Here is a 17,942-nt window from a genome sequence, read left to right on the forward strand (position 1 = left end):
TGGAATTAGCGAAGGAAACATGCACCAGCAGTAGGTGAAGCATCAACCAGATAATCCGATGAGATGCCGGTCTGTCTCACTCTCATGCAAAGGTAAGATCAACCATTTAATCCGCTTACCCAAAATACGCCGACGGCAAAACCGTTATGGTGTATGGCCAAACCGAAGTTACCCACGACCTGATGGACGCGCGCAAACAAAGCGGCGCCCTGTCCATCTACGAAGCCGACGACGTCCAGCCGCACGATTTTTACACCGACAAACCACGCATTACGTTTGTCAAAGACGGCGAAACTGTCGAGCTTGAGTGCGACTACATCGCCGGCTGCGACGGCTATCACGGTGTCGCCCGCCAATCGGTACCCGCCGACAAAATCAAAACCTTTGAACGCATCTACCCCTTTGGCTGGCTGGGCATCTTGTCGCGCACACCGCCCGTTGACCACGAACTGATTTACGCCAACCACGAAAACGGCTTTGCCCTGTGCAGCCAGCGCAATGCCATGCTCAGCCGCTATTATGTTCAGGTGTCGCTCGACGACAAAATCGAAGACTGGTCCGACGACCGTTTCTGGGGCGAACTTAAAACACGCCTGCCCGAACATGTCGCCGACCGCCTGGTTACCGGACCGTCTATCGAGAAAAGCATCGCCCCGCTGCGCAGCTTTGTGGCCGAGCCCATGACCTTCGGCCGCCTGTTTTTGGTCGGCGACGCCGCACACATTGTGCCGCCCACCGGCGCCAAAGGCCTTAACCTGGCCGCCAGCGACGTCTCTACCTTGTACCGTATCTTGACCAAGGTCTACAAAGAAGGCCGTGCCGACCTGACCGCCAAGTATTCAGAAATCGCCCTGCGTCGCATCTGGAAAGCCGAGCGGTTCTCGTGGTGGATGACCTCGATGCTGCACAAGTTTTCCGACGACGCCTTCGGCAAGCGTATGCAGCTGGCCGAACTTGAGTACTACACCACGTCAGACGCCGGCTTGCGCAATATTGCCGAAAACTACGTCGGCTTGCCCTACGAGCCTATCGAGTAAAGCCAACTGCGGCGCCACCGGCAAGGGGCGCCGCAAAAGCGCAACGTGCGCGGCTTAGCCGCAAGCAGACCACGCACAAAAACGCCTAGGCCCCGTTGCAATTTAGTATTTGCGACGGGGCCTAGGCGTTTTACGTATTAACGATTACTTCTGTGCGGCGTAACGGGCGGCGCTATCGGTAATCTCTTTGCGGGCGGCTTCTGCGCCGTCCCAGCCCTTGACCTTGACCCACTTGCCTTTTTCAAGGTCTTTATAGTGCTCGAAGAAGTGCTGGATACGGGCCAGATCTTCTGCGGGAAGATCTTCAGGTGCCTGGATATGACGGTAAGGGGGGTAAAGCTTGTCGACTGGGACGGCCAGCAACTTGGCGTCACCACCGGCTTCGTCGTCCATGTTCAGAACACCGATGGCACGGCAGCGAATTACCGCACCGATCTGGATGGGGAACGGAGCAACAACCAACACATCAACCGGGTCGCCATCGTCGGAGATGGTTTCTGGAATATAACCATAGTTGGCCGGGTAATGCATGGCTGTCAGCATGAAGCGATCAACAAACACAGCGCCCGAGTCTTTATCGACTTCGTACTTGACCGGGTCGGCGTTCATTGGGATTTCGATGATGACGTTGAATTCGTCAGGCAGTTTCGGGCCGGCAGGCACGCGATCTAAACTCATAATTTAAAACCCTAAACAATAAAAATAAGCTAACAAAAATCTGTTTTGAATAAACCGCTTAACGGTGCTCCCCGCCTTTGGGGCGATCGGAAGTTTGCGAGACATCGACCCCCGGTATTGGCGCGCTGTCAAAGTACTCGTCGAAATCTCCCGCGGGCGTTTGGTCGTAGCGCGACGGCGTGCGACCCTCAACAGACGGCGTAGCTGCCGACGCCGTCTCGTCGAAATAATCGGCAGCACTGGCCGCTACAGGCGGGGTATCGGACGCCGGCGTCTCGATGGGTTCGAGGTTGTCGACATCAACAAGGGATGGATCGGACCGGGTATCGGCCGGCGGCAACACGGTACTGGCCTGTAACGGCGGCAAGGCACCAGCTACGCCGGAAGCCAGGCGCCAATGCGTCATGGCATCGTTGGTGCGGCCAAGTCGGTCGTACAAACTGCCCAGCAAGGCATGAATTCGTGCGTCGCTACGGATCGACATACTGCGTTGCAAGTACCGCTCGCCCGGGCCCCATAGCTGGCCGGTCAGGCACAGCTGCCCTAACGCGGTCAACAAGGCAGCATCGTCAGGGTTGGCTTTTAGCCAGACCTCGGCCTTGTTAATACGCCGGCTTACCAAACCAGGCGGGCACTGTGCATACGCAGCCAGCAAGCGCGCGTCGAGTTGAACAGACAAAGCGGCTTCGAGGATCTTCCCGGCCTCTTCGTCATGACCGCCCAATTGCCGGACATGCGCAGCGGCCAACGCAATGTCGGGCAAGGTCTTTTCGTCGCCTTTGAGCTCGCCCCATATCGTACGAAAACCGTCGGGCCCTGCAGCACGCAAGCGCTCGGATGCCGAGAGCGCGATAAGCGGCATGGCCTGGGCACGGTCTATGGCCCCACGACGCATTAGCTGGCGAGTTAACTCGAAGACCTGATCGAAATTGCCCAGTTGCTGATGCGCCTTGAGCAGCAAACGAGTGGCGTTGACGTGTTTGGCGCTACCGTCGTGCAATGGCTGCAACAAGCCCAGCGCCTCTTGGGCACGATGCTGGTCAAGATACATTTCGGCGGCGGCGGTGGCCCACACCTCTTTCAGGCGGGTGTCTTTGGCGGCGGCCGTTTGGGCCAGGCCCAGCGCTTCGTCGCGACGTGCCATTTCACCTTCGTGGTGGCAGGCGCGGGCCAGCGCCAGGCCGGCAAGTACACGCGTATTGACCGACCGCGTGCGCGCCAGCAGGCGCGACAACTCTTGTTCAGCCTGCGTATAACGCCCCTCGAGCACCAGCAACCAGCCCTTTTCAAGCTGTTCGTGATCGCGCTTGCGTGCGCGCAGACCACGCCACGAACGGAAGCGTTCAGGCCCCGACGAAAACCACGCCAGAACACGCAACACGACATATAAAACGACAAATGCGGCAACCAGCAACAAGACCGCCAGCGTGAGCGACAGCTCGATGCGCCAGGGCTGCGCCACAATAAGCACGTTGCCGCTATGCTCTTTAAGCACAACCCCAAGCGCCACCGCCAGCGCCAGCACAATAAGTGTCCAGAACCAGGTTCTCATGCTTTACCCCTGAACGGCGGCCAATGCCGAATGAACCGCAGATACCGATGAGGCCTCTGCTGCAGGTTGAGCTGCCGGATCAGACGCAGCTGGCGAAGCTGACGGCGCTTGAGCAGGTGCAAGCGGCGCCGCGGCCCCCTGGTCAGGTGCTGAAGGCGCCGGCAGTGCCGCGGGCCCTGCATTTTCACCTTGTGACGGCGCAGCCGTGTCGGACGAAGACGCGTCGGGTTGAGCCGGTGCGGCCTGGGGTTGCGACGAATCGATGGAAGACGGACTGCGACGACGCTCGATGGCTTGTGCGCTTTCCTGACGCAGGGCTTCGAGCACCTGCAAGGTTTGCGCAGGCGCGGGCAGCTTGGCATCGACAGGGGTATCAGCCAGACGTGAGGCCAGCAACGCGGCGCGCTGTGTTAACGGGGACTGCTTGTCGAAGTGCGACTGCAAAACCTGCCCAACGGACAGCATCTCGGTCTTCCAGACCTCGGGTTGCCGCATCATCAAGGCCAGTTGCGCGGTCATAAGACGCAGACGCAGCGTCAGGCGCAGCTGATCTGCCTGGTCGGGGGAAATCAGCAAGGCCGATTCGTTGTCGACACGGCGAACACTGATGAAGCCGGCCAGATCGTGACGCAGCACACCCCAGGCCTGCGCGGCCCAATGGGCGCCGGCATCCAGGCCGTTGCGCCACCAGGGCGCGTTGGGGTCAGACTGAAAGTCGGGTGCAGCCTGAGACGGCTTGAGCGCGGCATCGCGCTCGGAAGTGTCGACCCGCGGCACCGCATCGTCGGGAACCAGCAAAGGCGCCTGATTCAGTAGCCCGCCCAATTGCTCGAGCTGACGCGACACGGACGCGACATCGACGGTGGCCGCTGCACGCAGACGTTCGAGGTCGCCATTAAGTGTTTGCTGCAAAGAAGCCAGGGCCGGGCGATTGGCGCGGGCCAAGCGGGCCTGTGCGGTTTCGAGGGCCACCACGGCGTTGGCCACATTACCGCCCAGCAAAATTTGTTGATTGGCAATAGAAACCAGGTGATCGATGTCGTTGAGCAGAACCAGGTCGGAGCCGCTGTCGGTCAGCACCTGGAACGCCTGATCGAGACTGCCGATTTGCGCTTGCAACTCGCCGACCTGCGCCTGTAACTGAGTCAGTTGATCTGCCTGAGCGCTAGCGACGGCCTGCGCCTGACGGGCGAGCTGATCGGCCTGCCCGGCGGCTGCCGTGCTTTGGGCCAGCTGCGACGCCATGCTTTGATGCGATTTTTGCCAGGTTTGGTACTGAAACCAGGCGACGCCGCCCAGCGCGACAACCAGCACCAGCAAAACCACTATGACCAGGGTACCCCCCGAGCCTTTGCGCCCTTTGGACGCCGCGGGTGACGCAGGTGCAGCCTTTGCAGCGTTACCCGGTGCAGTGCTTTTGTCTTGGGCTTTATCGCCAGGGGCCTGATCGGCAGATGAAGAAGCTTTAGGTTCAGTCATGGCTAAATTCTAATCGTTGGCGCCTTTGAAACCGGCGCGGTCTTATCGGGCCATTGCGACCAAGGCATCGGCCATGGACGCATTGTCTGTAGCGCATAGTGTAACCGCTGGATGGGCACCGGGGCCGTCACAGACGGCGATTTGAGATTTTAATCGTTGTGCGATCCGCTCGTGAATGGCCACAAAACGCGCATTGGCCATGAGCTTCAGTAGCTGATGCCGGCCCAACTGATCGAAAATGGCATCCACGCCGTGCACGCTGGTCAGCAACCATACCGTGGCCAGCCCCTGGTCAGCGATCACGGCCAACTGCGACACCTGCGCTGGCGTCCAGTCTGCGGGCAACCGCGCATAGCTGGCATGACGCACGACGTTGATGCCGGCCCGCACAAGCTGCTCGCCCAACCAGTCGCGGCCCGTTTGGCCGCGCACAATCAAGGCATCTTGAATGGCGTGCAAATGCGGTTGCAGCGCCTGCCACAAGCCTTCGGAATCATGCGATGCTTCTGGTGGCGGAGCGAGAACCTGCGCGGCCACGGCCTGATCGAACCGGGCCAGCGCCACCGCGGTTGACGGGCCGACAGCCGCCAGATACCTGGGGCGGAGGCCCGATGACGGGTAGTGTTCGGACGACATCTGTGGTGGCGTTTGGGGTGTCGATCGACGTCTTGTCTGCAACGTTGTCTTAAGTTTTGCCAGAGGCGCCACCTGAGCGGTTGTTTGCGTGGACGCCTCACCCAATACTGCCCTGCCGGCCCCACCCGTCGCAGACGCACCAAAAAGCTGCCCGTGTTGCCATTGATACGACGTCAACGCGATACGGCTGACGAAAACCACCAGATCAAAGCCTTCGAGCCGGGGAAAGCTGACCGGATCGGGAGGGACAGGGTGTGTTTGCAAGGCGGGAAGGTCAAGCGCCGCAACCCCGTGCGCCTGAAGCGCATTGACCAGCGCTGCATTTTTCCCGGCTGGCCGGGTCAACACAACCCACGGACGCTCGCCACCCGTCATGCGGTCGTCAGGCAGACGGAGGCTGTGCCTGCTGCAGGCGATCGAGAATGGGCTGCGCGCCCTTTTGCAACAGTTCGCGCGCGACCTGCTCGCCCAGTTGCAACGCTTGAGCCACAGGCGCACGACCTTGCGCACTGATGACCTGGCTGCCATCGGGTTCGGCCACCAGCGCATCGACGCGAATGATATCGCCTTCGAGCTGAGCAAATGCGGCCAGAGGCACCTGGCATGAGCCCCCCAGAACGCGCGACACTGCGCGCTCGGCCTGTGCCCGGGCGGCCGACTGGGCGCACTGCAACGGTGCCAGCCATTGCGCTAGGTCGGCTCGGTCGGCCATGATTTCAATACCCAACGCGCCCTGCCCAGCGGCCGGCAAACTTTGCTCGGGCTCGATACACGACCGGATGCGGCTTTCGAGGCCCAAACGACGCAACCCCACGGCCGCCAGAATAATGGCGTCGAACTCGCCCTTGTCGAGCTTGCCCAGGCGCGTATCTAAATTACCCCGTAACGGCTTGACCTGCAGGTGCGGATAAACCGCACGGATTTGGGACTCGCGCCGCAAGCTGGACGTACCCACCACGGCACCGGCCGGCATATCGGCCAGGCTGCCATACTGGTTGGAAACAAAAGCGTCGCGCGGATCGTCGCGCTCGAGAATGACGGCCAGAGAAAACGGCAACGTCAATTCGACCGGCACGTCTTTGAGCGAGTGCACGGCCAGATCGGCACGGCCGTCGAGCAAGGCGTTTTCGAGCTCTTTGACAAACAACCCCTTGCCGCCGACTTTAGACAGCGAACGATCGAGAATCTGATCACCGCGTGTCGTCATTTCAAGCAGGCTGACATCGCAATCGGGGTAAAGCTTTAGCAGAAGGTCGCGCACATGGTAGGCCTGCCACAGCGCCAACCGACTGGCCCGGGTCGCAATAACCAGTTTGCGAGGAGATGCTGTCATACGTTGATTAACCTGCAAAATAAGACAAGGCAATGTAGGCCACAATGCCTATCAGCGCCAAAATACCCAGCCCCTGCAACAGGGTCAGCCCTTTGTCACCTTCTTTTTGTTTAAACAGGCCCATGTGATTTCCCCTGAATAGCCACTTTACGTGACGCAATGAATTTACCCACCAAAACAACGGCCAGCGCGCCGGCAATTTCGGCGCTGTACTTAACCAGCGACGTCGGCGGGCCGAACTGATCGGTAAGAATGACGTCGGTTACCAGCATGCCACCGGCAATCCAGCCCAGCAATGCCGCACCCAGGGTAATCACCAGCGGGAAGCGGTCGATAAGCTTGAGCACCAGCGTACTGCCCCAGATAATAATAGGCACGCTAAGCAGCAGACCAAAAATAACATAGCCCATTTGGTGGTCGGCCGTTGTGTTCTGGGCCGCACCGGCAATGGCAATAACGTTGTCCAGACTCATGACAAAGTCGGCCACCAAAATAGTTTTAACCGCCGCCCAAACCGATTGGCTGGCGGTGATGTTGCCATGATGATCATCGTCGGGAATCAGTAACTTGACGCCGATCCAGACCAGCAAAATGGCGCCGGCCAGCTTCAGAAACGGGATGCCGAGCAGCGTGAGCGCGAAGAAAATCAGCACCACACGAAGGAAAATCGCACCTGCGGTGCCCCACAAAATACCTTGTACGCGCTGACGCGCCTCGAGCTTGCGACACGCCAGTGCAATAACGACGGCGTTGTCCCCCCCGAGCAAGATATCGATCATCACGATCTGGAACAATACACCCCAGTGCAGCGATTCGAAAAACTCGACCATTTGATGTCCTGATTACCCGGTAACCCGGGCAAAGTAAAACCTTGAAAATATACCCGCCAAAAAAAGGCCCGCCGGAGCGAGCCTTTTCCGGTGTGCCGGGTATTACAACACCGACTTGAGCAATTTGCCCATTTCGGAAGGATCGCGGGTGGTACGGATACCGCACGCTTCCATGACTTCGAGTTTGGCGTCGGCTGTGTCGGCGCCGCCCGAAATGAGCGCACCGGCGTGACCCATGCGCTTTCCGGGAGGGGCAGTAACACCCGCGATAAAGCCGACAACAGGCTTCTTCATGTTGTCTTTGGCCCAAAGCGCGGCGTTGACTTCGTCGGGGCCACCGATTTCACCGATCATGATGACGGCGTCGGTGTCGGGGTCGTCGTTGAACATTTTAAGAACGTCAACATGCTTCAGACCATTGATGGGGTCGCCACCAATACCAACGGCAGTCGACTGGCCCAAACCCAGTTCGGTCAGTTGGGCAACGGCTTCGTAAGTAAGTGTACCGGAGCGGCTGACCACGCCGATACGACCCTTGCGCGAAATGTGACCGGGCATGATGCCGATTTTCAGTTCGTCGGGCGTGATGAGGCCGGGGCAGTTCGGGCCCAGAACCAAGGAGGTCTTGTTCTGATCGCGCATACGGTTACGTAGTTCGAGCATGTCGCGTACGGGGATACCTTCGGTAATGCAGATCACCAGATCCAGGTCGGCGTCGACGGCTTCCCAGATGGCTTCGGCTGCACCAGCGGGCGGTACATAAATAACCGAAACGGTAGCGCCGGTTTCAGCTTTGGCTTCTTTAACCGATGCGTAAATAGGCACGCCTTCGAAGTTCTCGCCGGCTTTCTTGGGGTGTACACCGGCCACAAACGCGTTCTTGCCGTTTGCGTATTCGCGGCACATGCGGGTATGGAACTGACCGGTTTTGCCGGTCATACCCTGGGTAATGACTTTTGTGTCTTTGTTGATCAAGATCGACATTTACAAATCCTCGACTAATTCTTATTTCGTGGCGGCAACGACTTTGGTCGCGGCTTCGGCCATGGTGTCAGCACTGATGATGGGCAAGCCGGACTCGGCCAGCAGCTTCTTGCCCAGCTCTTCGTTGGTACCCTTCATGCGCACGACCAGCGGCACATTGAGGTTAACGGCCTTGCACGCGGCAATAACGCCTTCGGCGATAACGTCGCAGCGCATGATGCCGCCGAAGATGTTGACCAGAATGGCCTTGACGCCTTCGTTCTTGAGCATGATCTTGAATGCTTCGGTGACTTTCTCGGCCGTTGCACCACCGCCCACGTCGAGGAAGTTGGCAGGCTCGCCGCCAAACAGCTTGATGGTGTCCATGGTGGCCATGGCCAGACCAGCGCCGTTGACCAGGCAGCCGATATTGCCGTCGAGCTGAATGTAGGCCAGATCGAACTTGCTGGCTTCGACTTCGGCGGGATCTTCTTCGTCGAGATCGCGGTAGGCGACGATATCGGGGTGGCGGAACAGCGCGTTGGAGTCGAAGTTGAACTTGGCGTCGAGCGCGATGATGTCGCCTGACCCGGTCAGGATGAGGGGGTTGATTTCAGCCAGCGAAGAATCGGTATCCCAGTAAGCTTTGTAAAGCTTCTGGAATTCGGCGGCGGCCTTGGCAACCGATGCGTCGGGCACACCAATACCACGGGCCAATTCGGCAGCCTCGGCGTCGGTCAGACCGGTTTTCGGGTCGACAAACACTTTCAGGATTTTCTCGGGGTTGTGCTCGGCAACTTCTTCGATGTCCATACCACCTTCGCTGGACGCCATGACGCAAACGCGCTGGGTGCCGCGGTCGGTAACGATACCAACGTAGTATTCTTTTTTAATGTCGGCGCCTTCTTCGATAAGCAGGCGGCGCACTTTTTGGCCTTCGGGGCCGGTTTGGTGCGTAACGAGCTGCATGCCCAGAATTTCGGACGACAATTGACGGACTTCGTCGATGGAGCGGGCCAGCTTGACGCCGCCGCCCTTACCGCGGCCACCCGCGTGGATTTGTGCCTTGACGACCCACACAGGGCCACCGAGCTTTTCAGCAGCGGCAACGGCTTCGTCAACGGAGAAAGCAGGAATCCCGCGCGGCACTGTAACGCCAAATTTCTTCAGCAGTTCCTTGCCTTGATACTCGTGAATTTTCATTTGTTACCTGTCAGAACGTAAAAATAAGAAAAAAACTTGCCTGTGATGACACCGGCTAGCCGGCAGAGGTTGCGCCCCCTGGCTCCGTCGTGCCGGGCTCGGTATCGGACCCGGGCTTGACGTACCACTGGGGATAAAACTTCAGGGTCATGGGGCTATCGACCCGAAGGGCGTGACACCCTTCTATATGAAACGGACGCCGGGCCGGCTTATCGCCCTGTTCGGCCTGGGATGCATCGGACTCAGCCTGCTTGCGACGGCGTCCGGCCATGGTTTGAACGGCCGCCGTAGGCAAAATGTAAGACAACTCGGATAAATGCGTACAGCCTTCGGTACGAGCGAAGCGCGCCTTGACTGCCTGACGAAACCCACGCAGCAGGTTCATGCCAACCATATCTTTGTAGTCGGGCGCGATGGACGAACAATATTCGTTGTACGGGGCCGCATCGTAGGCAGCAACCGCATCGGTGATGGTGAAATCTTCGGTGATGGTGAGACGAAGATGCATGTGATGCACAGGCTGCCCGGCCTTGTGAATGGCGCCACCTGATTTGGGGAAATCGTAGCCTTTAACGTCGATGAGTTCGGCTTCGAGATCCCACTGGCCGTCGTCTCGGGCGTATGCGTTGACACGCATTGAGCGTGTGTGCACGTGCTCGCGAGCAACAGGTGATGGTGGCAAAGGCATGAAAGTGAGTTAATGCTTTAGGGCGATAAACTTTTCAAGTATAACGCACTGCCCGGCGCTTGGCATAACCAGGCGCTATTCGAGAAAGTCGTCGAGATCACCAAGAATTTGTCGCAAAATGGCCGGCGAAAACCCGCGCGAAGCCAAAAAACGCATTTGACGGGCATATTCTTTTGAGTCGGCCGGTGGCGCGCCAAACTTGCGTTGCCACACTGCTTTGGCGCGATCGTATTCGGTAGCCTTGAGCTGATCGTGGATGGCGGCGACATCGTCGTCGGCCACACCATGACGACGCAATTCTTGAACCACTACGGCCGCACCCTTTTTAGATGCCCGACGATGCACCAGACTTTGTGCAAAACGCTGATTGGACTGCCACTTTTCGCGCTCGAGTTCGTCGAGCACGCGGGTGAGTTCGGCGGGGTCGTCAGGGTTGGTGTGCGGCGCAAGCTTGCGCTGGAGCTCGGCCCGGGAATGCTCGCGCCGCGACAAATACCCGATGGCACGCGCCTTAAGCGAAGGCCCTTGGCGTGAAACACCCGGACGCCGACCGGCACCCGCGTCGGGCGCGAGTTGCTCGAAATCGTCGTCGGGGGAACCAGCCATAAGGCGCAACCGCTAATGCGACCGATTAGTCTTCGGGTTTGCCTTCGAGGTCTTCGCCAGGGGCGGGAGAATCGCCCGACTCGGCGTAGGCCTTGGCTTGCGCACGCGCCACAACCCCCATTTGGTCTCGCACACGGTTTTCGATTTCGAAAGCCATTTCGGGGTGCTCTTTAAGGTACTCGCGGACGTTGTCTTTGCCTTGACCAATACGCGTACCGTTGTAGCTGAACCAGGCGCCGGCCTTGTCGACAATACCCGCCTGCACGCCCAGGTCGATGACCTCGCCTTCGCGGGAGATACCGGCACCGTACATGATGTCGAATTCGGCCTGCTTGAAGGGCGGGGCCACCTTGTTTTTGACCACTTTAACGCGGGTTTCGTTACCGACGACCTCGTCGCCCTTTTTGATTGAGCCAATGCGACGGATGTCGAGGCGGACGGATGAGTAGAACTTGAGGGCGTTACCACCTGTGGTGGTTTCGGGGTTGCCAAACATGACGCCGATTTTCATGCGGATTTGGTTAATGAAAATAACCATGCAATTGGCACGCTTGATGTTTGCCGTAAGCTTGCGCAGGGCCTGGCTCATGAGGCGGGCCTGCAAACCGGGGAGCGAATCGCCCATATCGCCTTCGATTTCGGCCTTGGGTACCAGCGCCGCGACCGAGTCGATAACGATAAGGTCGACACCGCCGGAGCGCACCAGCGCGTCGGTGATTTCGAGGGCCTGTTCTCCCGTGTCGGGCTGGGAAATGAGCAGGTCGGACAAATTGACACCCAAGCGCGAGGCATATTGCACGTCGAGCGCGTGTTCGGCGTCGATGAACGCACATGTGCCGCCGATTTTTTGCATTTCGGCAATGACTTGCAAGGTAAGTGTCGTTTTACCGGAGGATTCGGGACCGTAGATTTCGACCACGCGACCACGCGGCAAACCACCGACGCCCAAGGCAATGTCGAGCCCCAACGAACCTGTGGAGACCACCTGGATGTCGTGTTCGACCTGGTTGTCGCCATAACGCATGACCGAGCCCTTGCCAAATTGCTTTTCGATTTGCGACAGGGCCGCCGAGAGCGCTTTGGCGCGTTCTGCGGAAGCGGTTTTGCTTTGTTTAGCGTCCATGCTGGTTCCTTGGGAAAAAATTGAATTATTGCATCAAATTATACTGTATAAAAATACAGATAAACAACTGTACAATGTGTTTTCCCTACCCGCCGGGGCACCGCCTGAGTATATCTACGGGTGGATCATTCCGGTTTTTTTGGCCTTACAATCACCCGCTTTCTTCCTTCTTGTTCAGGCAGCTACCCTATGTGGTTCAAAAATCTAAAAGTCTTTCGTCTGGCCCCCACGTGGTCGCTCTCGGTCAACGCCATCGAAGAAGCCCTTGAAAAAATGGCGTTCCGCCCCGGCAGCAGCCAAGACATGCAAAGCCTGGGGTGGGTGCCCCCCGCCGAAGGCCTGGGCCTGGTGCATGCGTTAAACGGCCAACTGCTGTTCAGCCTGCGCGCCGACAAAAAACTGTTGCCCAGCACCGTGGTCAACCAGGTGGCCCGCGCTCGCGCTCAAGACATCGAAGAGCAGCAAGGCTACAAGCCCGGCCGCAAACAAATGAAAGAAATCAAAGAACGGGTCACCGAAGAGCTGCTGCCAAAGGCGTTCAGCGTGTACCGCGACACCCGTGTCTGGGTCGACACCCGCAACCACTGGCTGGTTATCGACGCGGCCGCCAGTGCCAAAAGCGACGAAGTCCTGGGCATGTTGGCCAAGGTATTCGACCCGTTCCCCGTCAGCCCGCTGTACACCGAAATGTCCCCCGCCTCGGCCATGACCAGCTGGCTGGTCGATGACGAGGCCCCGGGCGGCTTCAGCATCGACCAAGACACCGAACTGCGCTCAACCAGCGAAAGCGGCGCGGCGGTTCGTTATGTACGCCACTCGCTCGAGTCTGCCGAAGTGCGTAAGCACGTTGAAAACGGCAAGCAATGTACGCGCCTGGCGCTTACCTGGGCCGACCGTATCTCGTTTGTACTCACCGACGGGCTCGATATCAAACGCGTCGCCCCTCTCGATGTCATCAAAGAAAACCCCGATGTCACCGGCGCCAACGATGCCGACGCCTTCGACACCGACTTCGCCCTCATGACGGGCGAACTGTCAAAACTCCTCGACGACCTTATTAACGCGCTGGGCGGCGAAAAAGCCGTTCGGTAATAACCGGCGTGTCGCAACAAAAAAGTCCGGCGCAGTTACCTGCGCCGGACTTTTTTACAACCGATAGCGCCGTCGCTTTCGACCGACACGCCGGAAAATAACCCGACTCTCTTTAATTAATCAATGCCATGGAAAATACTGTCGTCAGGCCCGATGTGCGACGGGGGGCTCCAGGTTACGTCGCGCAACGAATGCTGCACCAGGCCTTCTACCCCCAGCAACACCGCAAAAATCGCCATCCGTACAGGGATACCGTTGTCGGTTTGACGGAAAATGGCCAGGCGCGGATCATCGTTCAGGTCAACGCTTAAGTCATTGGCCCCTTCGCGGCTGTCGCGCGGCAACGGGTGCATCACAATGACGTCGGGGCCGCAGCATTGGTCGACAATGGCTTTGTTGACCTGGAAGTCGGCGCTGTAACCCTCCAGGTCTTCGCCCGAAAAGCGCTCTTTCTGCACGCGGGTGGCGTAAATCACATCGGCCCCCACCAGGCCCTCTTCCAACGAATGCGTTTGCTCGATCACGTGCCCGCCATGACGGCCGACCTGCTCAAGAATGTAGTCAGGCATTTCCAGGCCCTTCGGTGCCACCAAGGTAAATTTCAGGCCGCGGTACAACGCCAGCAGCTTTATAAGCGAATGCACGGTACGGCCATACTTCAGGTCACCCACCAACGCAATATGCGCACCGTCAAGCAACTTACCCAAGCGCGAGAACTCGGTCAAAATGGTGTACAGGTCAAGCAAGGCCTGGCTGGGGTGTTCGCCAGGGCCGTCACCGCCGTTAACCACGGGGATATTCGTTGCCCGCGCAAATTCAGCTACCGAGCCTTGGTCGGGGTGCCGAATAACCATGGCATCGACATAGCCACTAAGTACGCGGCTGGTGTCGTAAATCGATTCGCCCTTGGCCATTGAAGAAAAGGTGAACCCCGTGGTGTCGCACACCGAACCACCCAGGCGGCAAAACGCTGCACCAAAACTAACGCGAGTACGGGTACTGGCCTCGAAAAACAAATTGCCCAGCACAGCGCCTTCAAGCACGCGCGACACCTTTTGCCGCCGCGCAATAGGCTGCATCAGGTCGGCAATGCGGAACAGCTCTTCAACCGATTCGCGCGAGAATTGGTCGACTGACAACAACTGATGCTTGCCATCAGCGGCAATGCGTTGGCGCAACGGCCCCGACTGCGCGCTTTGCGCATACTTTTGCAGCAACGATTCGTTTTCAACGATTTCGGTTACGAACCGCCCCACGACTTCGGGCATATTGCGGGCCTCTTGCGAACCCTCCGGGAGCAACCATGTGTCGAGCGCACGACGCTTGACGCCGATACGCGCGGCAAAAACATCGCGCGTTAAATTGAGCCGGCGCATGGCATCGCGCAGGAAAACTTGTTGAGAGACAGACATGGAAACCCCTTAATATACGCAGTGCGTATATTTTATTTTGCGCAGCACACAAACACGAGGGATATGTACGCAGTTTTGACAAAAAACAACGCCTGCTCCCACAAAGGACGAGCAGGCGTGAATCTTGTACGGGTGTGACAGAGTGACTTGCGCGTGTCAGCTAACGGCAGATTCTCGATGTATTGCTGTTTTTAGTGACCGCAACTTAATTTCTTTGGAGGCCATCAGCAGCATTTAAACGATGTTTACCGTCGCTTAATTACCCGGCGTTGCGGTGCTGGCACCCGAAGTCGCAGGTTCGGGCGGCACGCCCGCAATGGCCCGCGCGGCCGCAGTAGCATTGGCTTCGGTACCTACGCCAAACACCAATTGGTCGGTAGAGACGGCTGTGGTGTAGCCCGGTGCCGCCATCATTGTGCGCCCAACCACCAACGCAAGGCGCATGTTGGGGTTCGCGCCGGTGATATCTTCGACTTTTTTCTTGCCCAATTCAGTCAGGCCCAAAGCCAGCAGGCCTTCGCCTTGAGCGCTGGTGCCTGCGCGAACATCGTCGAGGTCGTCGCGAGTAATAATAGGCTGCGGGTTAAGGTAAATGGTGCCAGCCTGAATTTGCACCGCACGCCAACCCGCGTGGTTTTCGGTGTCGGCCAGGAAAACGGCCACAGGGGCGCCCTGGCGGGTGGCCTGAACAGTTTCGGCAGGTTTGGACTGCTCGGTGGCACCTTGCGGTGCAGGCGCAGCGGCGCCTTGTTGCTGGCTTTGCCCCACGGGTACGGTTTGGCAGGCGGCCAGCGCCAACAGGCCCAGCGGCAACAAGAAACGACCAAGTTGATGAACTGTTTTCATAATGCCCCTTCCTTTGCTTCAAATTTGATAGCCCATTTTAGCAGGCCTATTTTTACATTTAGATGGTCTATTCTTGCACGCCACCAGACAATACCTTTGTAAATATGTCGTTATAATGCCGCCTTTGAAGCGAATTGCGCAATCAACCCTATTTCACGGAGGCCCCACATGGCTAATGACAAACCCAAGTTTTCTGCAGGCCTGGTTACGGTAATCGTTACACTGGTTTTCGTTGCCCTGTTCGGCTTTTTTGTCATGGAAGGTGCTGAAGGCATCAACCAGCACGCTGCGCTTTTGCAGGGTAATTAAAGTTATTTAATGCATTGGCCGCCCTGCTGCGGCCGGTGTGACAGTTTCGGGCCTCTAGCTCATGCCTGGTTAGAGCAGCGGACTCATAATCCGTTGGTGCCGAGTTCGACTCTCGGGGGGCCCACCAAAAACCAACAGCCGCAAACCCGCATAAATACTGGCTTTGACCAATTTTTTGCATTTTTTGAGGCTGCAGCGTTTTGAATCTTGAGCTCAATTTGTGACCATTTAAGTCACTTTTTGAGCCACATTCGCAATCACCTGCGGATCTGAGCCAAAAAAGTTCTTGTTCAACTTTTTTGAAGATTCAAGACCATGACCAAACCATTCAAAACGCCAACAGGCTGGCGCATCAATTATCGCCGCAGCCGCACAGGCGAAAAACCCTTTCGCTGCCAGCGCTCATTCCGCACAAAATTAGAAGCCGAAGAATTTCTCAAAGCGCTTGATGCAAAAGTGCGACACGCCGCGCGCGTTGATATGCGCATGCCAGACTCAACCACCGTCGGCCAAGCACTTGAAGAATTCTTTGAAGAACGCAAAGAAACACTAGCAGCAAGCAACGCCAAGGCGTACGCAAACCGCATCAAAAAATGGCAAGCAACGCACTATGCAAGCATCAAGATTGGCGACCTAACGCGCAAGCACATGCGCGCGTACATCAAAAGTGAGCGAGCGCGAGGCAGCAGCGAGAGCACAATTCGCAACAGTGTTCAAATCATCAAAAGCATGTACGATTGGCTCGAAGCCGAGCGCGACTTCCACGTTGAAAACCCCGCATCAAAATTAAAAGTGGGCAGCAGCAAAGAGCGCAAACGCAGGCTCACACAACAAGAGCACGAGCAAATCATTCATTCTTTTGATGCACTCGCAGCAGCATACCAAGCGCGCGCGAGCGAGCGCGACACACTGACAGTGACGCTCACAAACAACAAAAAATTTAAAACGCTCGCAACATCAAACTTGCTTTACTTAAGCGCAGCCTACCAGGCCGCCATTGAATGCGCGCTGCGACGCGAGAAACTCTTTTCACTGACCTGGCGCGACGTCGATTTGCAACGCCGAGTAATCACGATTCGAGACACCGGCGCATTAAACAAAGAAACACCCGCATCAATCCCCATGTCATTAAAGCTAGTAAATGTTATGCGCGGGCTGGCGGGCAACACGCCGCGCATCGGTGCAGCCCTGGACGATAGAGTGTTTAGCACGCTAAACGGTGAGCGCGCGTACCGCTACTTAAAAGAAATCTCCAGGGCGCTAAACATCAATGATGTTCGCTGGCATGACTTGAGACATGAAGCATGCACACGTCTCGCTGAATTAGGCTTTTCAGTGTTGCAAATACAAAGGGTCAGTGGACACAAGTCCCTTCAGAGCCTCAAGAGGTACGTCCATATCTCGGACGACGTGATGCTGAGAATGTTGGACGAAGCCCACCAAAAATTGCATCGCACTGCATAAAAATACAACTAAATGCATTTTTACTGCGGGGGCTTATAAATTAACTTCCAGCTTTGCCATTCAAATTGCAATCAAAAAACATTAATTTCGCTCTTTTTCTATATTTTCGAATTGCAAATGAAAAAGGAATGACGCAGAATTAAAACATGTAAGTTTTAAGAGTGATCAACATGCAAATGACACAACAAATCATCACCTCAGGCGAGCTCTGCAAAATTTTGGGCATGAGAAAAGAGGCCCTCAGAACTGCTATTTGGAGAATCAAACATGGAAAAGCGCCAGCGGGGATAATCCCCCCTCCACTTAACCTGCCAGGAGCGCACGCGCGCTGGCATGTGGAAGACGTCCAAAAGTGGATAAATGACGCGCGCCAGGCTGTAGTAGTGGCGCCAGATGAGCCGCCAACACCGAAACCCAGGCAGGAAACAAAAAGGATCGGACGCCCGCGCAAAGCCGGCCTTCCAAAAATCGACCTGATATAAAGGTGTAGAAAATGAGCGCCGACGAGTTTTTAGCGGCCGTCAGGCACGCCAGGACGAGAGAAATTTTGTTTGTAAGCCAAACCGGCCTGCGTCTGTCAAGGTAGTTGGAACATGAGTCATGCTGCTTTTAACTCATTCTGATCATGGATAACGGTCGTTTCCTTTTCTGGATTCAGCCAGACGCTGCCTATGGGTTGCCAGTTGCGCGT

The 17,942-nt window shown here is 57.2% G+C and carries 17 protein-coding genes, 1 tRNA gene and 1 pseudogene; 6 read left to right on the forward strand and 13 right to left on the reverse strand.

Annotated elements, in window-relative coordinates:
- Window positions 1-134: 134 nt before the first annotated feature.
- Window positions 135-1,037 (forward strand): annotated as a pseudogene (locus tag GTU67_RS14655) (4-hydroxybenzoate 3-monooxygenase); the annotation flags it as partial.
- A 144-nt stretch (window positions 1,038-1,181) separates the two neighbouring features.
- Here GTU67_RS14655 and ppa read toward each other — a convergent pair.
- From ppa to recA, 11 genes are all read right to left on the reverse strand, one after another.
- The gene (gene ppa / locus GTU67_RS14660) at window positions 1,182-1,715 is read right to left on the reverse strand and encodes an inorganic diphosphatase (RefSeq protein WP_185780751.1); all 534 of its coding nucleotides are present in this window, start codon (window positions 1,713-1,715) and stop codon (window positions 1,182-1,184) included.
- A 58-nt stretch (window positions 1,716-1,773) separates the two neighbouring features.
- Window positions 1,774-3,267 (reverse strand): heme biosynthesis HemY N-terminal domain-containing protein, encoded by a 1,494-nt coding sequence (locus GTU67_RS14665; protein ID WP_185780752.1) that lies wholly within the window; start codon window positions 3,265-3,267, stop codon window positions 1,774-1,776.
- A 3-nt stretch (window positions 3,268-3,270) separates the two neighbouring features.
- Window positions 3,271-4,746, reverse strand: coding sequence for a uroporphyrinogen-III C-methyltransferase (locus tag GTU67_RS14670; RefSeq protein ID WP_185780753.1), 1,476 nt, complete (start codon window positions 4,744-4,746; stop codon window positions 3,271-3,273).
- 42 nt (window positions 4,747-4,788) lie between these two features.
- Window positions 4,789-5,757: a uroporphyrinogen-III synthase gene (locus GTU67_RS14675; RefSeq protein WP_185780754.1), complete on the reverse strand. Its 969-nt coding sequence runs from the start codon at window positions 5,755-5,757 to the stop codon at window positions 4,789-4,791.
- A 7-nt stretch (window positions 5,758-5,764) separates the two neighbouring features.
- On the reverse strand, window positions 5,765-6,715 hold the full coding sequence (gene hemC / locus GTU67_RS14680; RefSeq protein ID WP_185780755.1) for a hydroxymethylbilane synthase: 951 nt from the start codon (window positions 6,713-6,715) through the stop codon (window positions 5,765-5,767).
- 110 nt (window positions 6,716-6,825) lie between these two features.
- Window positions 6,826-7,545 (reverse strand): TerC family protein, encoded by a 720-nt coding sequence (locus GTU67_RS14685; RefSeq protein WP_185780756.1) that lies wholly within the window; start codon window positions 7,543-7,545, stop codon window positions 6,826-6,828.
- A 102-nt stretch (window positions 7,546-7,647) separates the two neighbouring features.
- Entirely contained in the window at window positions 7,648-8,529 is an 882-nt protein-coding gene (gene sucD / locus GTU67_RS14690; RefSeq protein WP_093970305.1) for a succinate--CoA ligase subunit alpha, read from the reverse strand.
- Window positions 8,530-8,550: 21 nt separating this feature from the next.
- Window positions 8,551-9,711, reverse strand: coding sequence for an ADP-forming succinate--CoA ligase subunit beta (gene sucC, locus GTU67_RS14695; RefSeq protein ID WP_185780757.1), 1,161 nt, complete (start codon window positions 9,709-9,711; stop codon window positions 8,551-8,553).
- A 55-nt stretch (window positions 9,712-9,766) separates the two neighbouring features.
- Window positions 9,767-10,399 (reverse strand): DUF2889 domain-containing protein, encoded by a 633-nt coding sequence (locus tag GTU67_RS14700; RefSeq protein ID WP_185780758.1) that lies wholly within the window; start codon window positions 10,397-10,399, stop codon window positions 9,767-9,769.
- Between the two features lie 75 nt (window positions 10,400-10,474).
- Complete coding sequence (gene recX / locus GTU67_RS14705) at window positions 10,475-11,005, reverse strand: recombination regulator RecX (protein ID WP_185780759.1); 531 nt, start codon at window positions 11,003-11,005, stop codon at window positions 10,475-10,477.
- Window positions 11,006-11,030: 25 nt separating this feature from the next.
- On the reverse strand, window positions 11,031-12,128 hold the full coding sequence (gene recA, locus GTU67_RS14710) for a recombinase RecA (protein ID WP_249417744.1): 1,098 nt from the start codon (window positions 12,126-12,128) through the stop codon (window positions 11,031-11,033).
- A gap of 189 nt (window positions 12,129-12,317) precedes the next feature.
- Between recA and GTU67_RS14715 the strand changes: the two genes are divergently transcribed.
- Complete coding sequence (locus tag GTU67_RS14715; RefSeq protein ID WP_123661185.1) at window positions 12,318-13,220, forward strand: recombination-associated protein RdgC; 903 nt, start codon at window positions 12,318-12,320, stop codon at window positions 13,218-13,220.
- A gap of 116 nt (window positions 13,221-13,336) precedes the next feature.
- On the opposite strand, the gene GTU67_RS14720 is transcribed toward GTU67_RS14715, so the two are convergent.
- Window positions 13,337-14,632: an aspartate carbamoyltransferase gene (locus tag GTU67_RS14720; RefSeq protein ID WP_185780760.1), complete on the reverse strand. Its 1,296-nt coding sequence runs from the start codon at window positions 14,630-14,632 to the stop codon at window positions 13,337-13,339.
- A gap of 255 nt (window positions 14,633-14,887) precedes the next feature.
- Window positions 14,888-15,478 carry a SecDF P1 head subdomain-containing protein gene (locus GTU67_RS14725; RefSeq protein ID WP_185780761.1) on the reverse strand — a complete coding sequence of 197 codons (591 nt, stop codon included), beginning with the start codon at window positions 15,476-15,478 and terminating at the stop codon, window positions 14,888-14,890.
- 168 nt (window positions 15,479-15,646) lie between these two features.
- Here GTU67_RS14725 and GTU67_RS14730 point away from each other — a divergent pair, with 168 nt between their 5' ends.
- The 4 genes from GTU67_RS14730 to GTU67_RS14745 all read left to right on the forward strand — a co-directional run bounded on the left by GTU67_RS14730 (window position 15,647) and on the right by GTU67_RS14745 (window position 17,733).
- Window positions 15,647-15,787, forward strand: coding sequence for a hypothetical protein (locus tag GTU67_RS14730; protein WP_185780762.1), 141 nt, complete (start codon window positions 15,647-15,649; stop codon window positions 15,785-15,787).
- A gap of 48 nt (window positions 15,788-15,835) precedes the next feature.
- A tRNA-Ile gene (locus GTU67_RS14735) sits at window positions 15,836-15,914 on the forward strand.
- A gap of 188 nt (window positions 15,915-16,102) precedes the next feature.
- A complete protein-coding gene (locus GTU67_RS14740; RefSeq protein ID WP_123661189.1) occupies window positions 16,103-17,251 on the forward strand; it encodes a tyrosine-type recombinase/integrase in 1,149 nt (382 codons plus the stop codon).
- A gap of 170 nt (window positions 17,252-17,421) precedes the next feature.
- Window positions 17,422-17,733, forward strand: coding sequence for a helix-turn-helix transcriptional regulator (locus tag GTU67_RS14745; protein ID WP_123661190.1), 312 nt, complete (start codon window positions 17,422-17,424; stop codon window positions 17,731-17,733).
- Window positions 17,734-17,942: the final 209 nt, after the last annotated feature.

The sequence above is a fragment of the Pusillimonas minor genome (assembly GCF_014237865.1).
In the GTDB taxonomy this organism is placed as follows: Bacteria; Pseudomonadota; Gammaproteobacteria; order Burkholderiales; family Burkholderiaceae_B; genus Neopusillimonas; species Neopusillimonas minor.

Bases quoted from the DNA above. Each gene is read 5' to 3' on its own strand.
- ppa (WP_185780751.1), bottom strand. From the start codon at position 1,715: ATGAGTTTAGATCGCGTGCCTGCCGGCCCGAAACTGCCTGACGAATTC.
- GTU67_RS14665 (WP_185780752.1), bottom strand. From the start codon at position 3,267: ATGAGAACCTGGTTCTGGACACTTATTGTGCTGGCGCTGGCGGTGGCG.
- GTU67_RS14670 (WP_185780753.1), bottom strand. From the start codon at position 4,746: ATGACTGAACCTAAAGCTTCTTCATCTGCCGATCAGGCCCCTGGCGAT.
- GTU67_RS14675 (WP_185780754.1), bottom strand. From the start codon at position 5,757: ATGACGGGTGGCGAGCGTCCGTGGGTTGTGTTGACCCGGCCAGCCGGG.
- hemC (WP_185780755.1), bottom strand. From the start codon at position 6,715: ATGACAGCATCTCCTCGCAAACTGGTTATTGCGACCCGGGCCAGTCGG.
- GTU67_RS14685 (WP_185780756.1), bottom strand. From the start codon at position 7,545: ATGGTCGAGTTTTTCGAATCGCTGCACTGGGGTGTATTGTTCCAGATC.
- sucD (WP_093970305.1), bottom strand. From the start codon at position 8,529: ATGTCGATCTTGATCAACAAAGACACAAAAGTCATTACCCAGGGTATG.
- sucC (WP_185780757.1), bottom strand. From the start codon at position 9,711: ATGAAAATTCACGAGTATCAAGGCAAGGAACTGCTGAAGAAATTTGGC.
- GTU67_RS14700 (WP_185780758.1), bottom strand. From the start codon at position 10,399: ATGCCTTTGCCACCATCACCTGTTGCTCGCGAGCACGTGCACACACGC.
- recX (WP_185780759.1), bottom strand. From the start codon at position 11,005: ATGGCTGGTTCCCCCGACGACGATTTCGAGCAACTCGCGCCCGACGCG.
- recA (WP_249417744.1), bottom strand. From the start codon at position 12,128: ATGGACGCTAAACAAAGCAAAACCGCTTCCGCAGAACGCGCCAAAGCG.
- GTU67_RS14715 (WP_123661185.1), top strand. From the start codon at position 12,318: ATGTGGTTCAAAAATCTAAAAGTCTTTCGTCTGGCCCCCACGTGGTCG.
- GTU67_RS14720 (WP_185780760.1), bottom strand. From the start codon at position 14,632: ATGTCTGTCTCTCAACAAGTTTTCCTGCGCGATGCCATGCGCCGGCTC.
- GTU67_RS14725 (WP_185780761.1), bottom strand. From the start codon at position 15,478: ATGAAAACAGTTCATCAACTTGGTCGTTTCTTGTTGCCGCTGGGCCTG.
- GTU67_RS14730 (WP_185780762.1), top strand. From the start codon at position 15,647: ATGGCTAATGACAAACCCAAGTTTTCTGCAGGCCTGGTTACGGTAATC.
- GTU67_RS14740 (WP_123661189.1), top strand. From the start codon at position 16,103: ATGACCAAACCATTCAAAACGCCAACAGGCTGGCGCATCAATTATCGC.
- GTU67_RS14745 (WP_123661190.1), top strand. From the start codon at position 17,422: ATGCAAATGACACAACAAATCATCACCTCAGGCGAGCTCTGCAAAATT.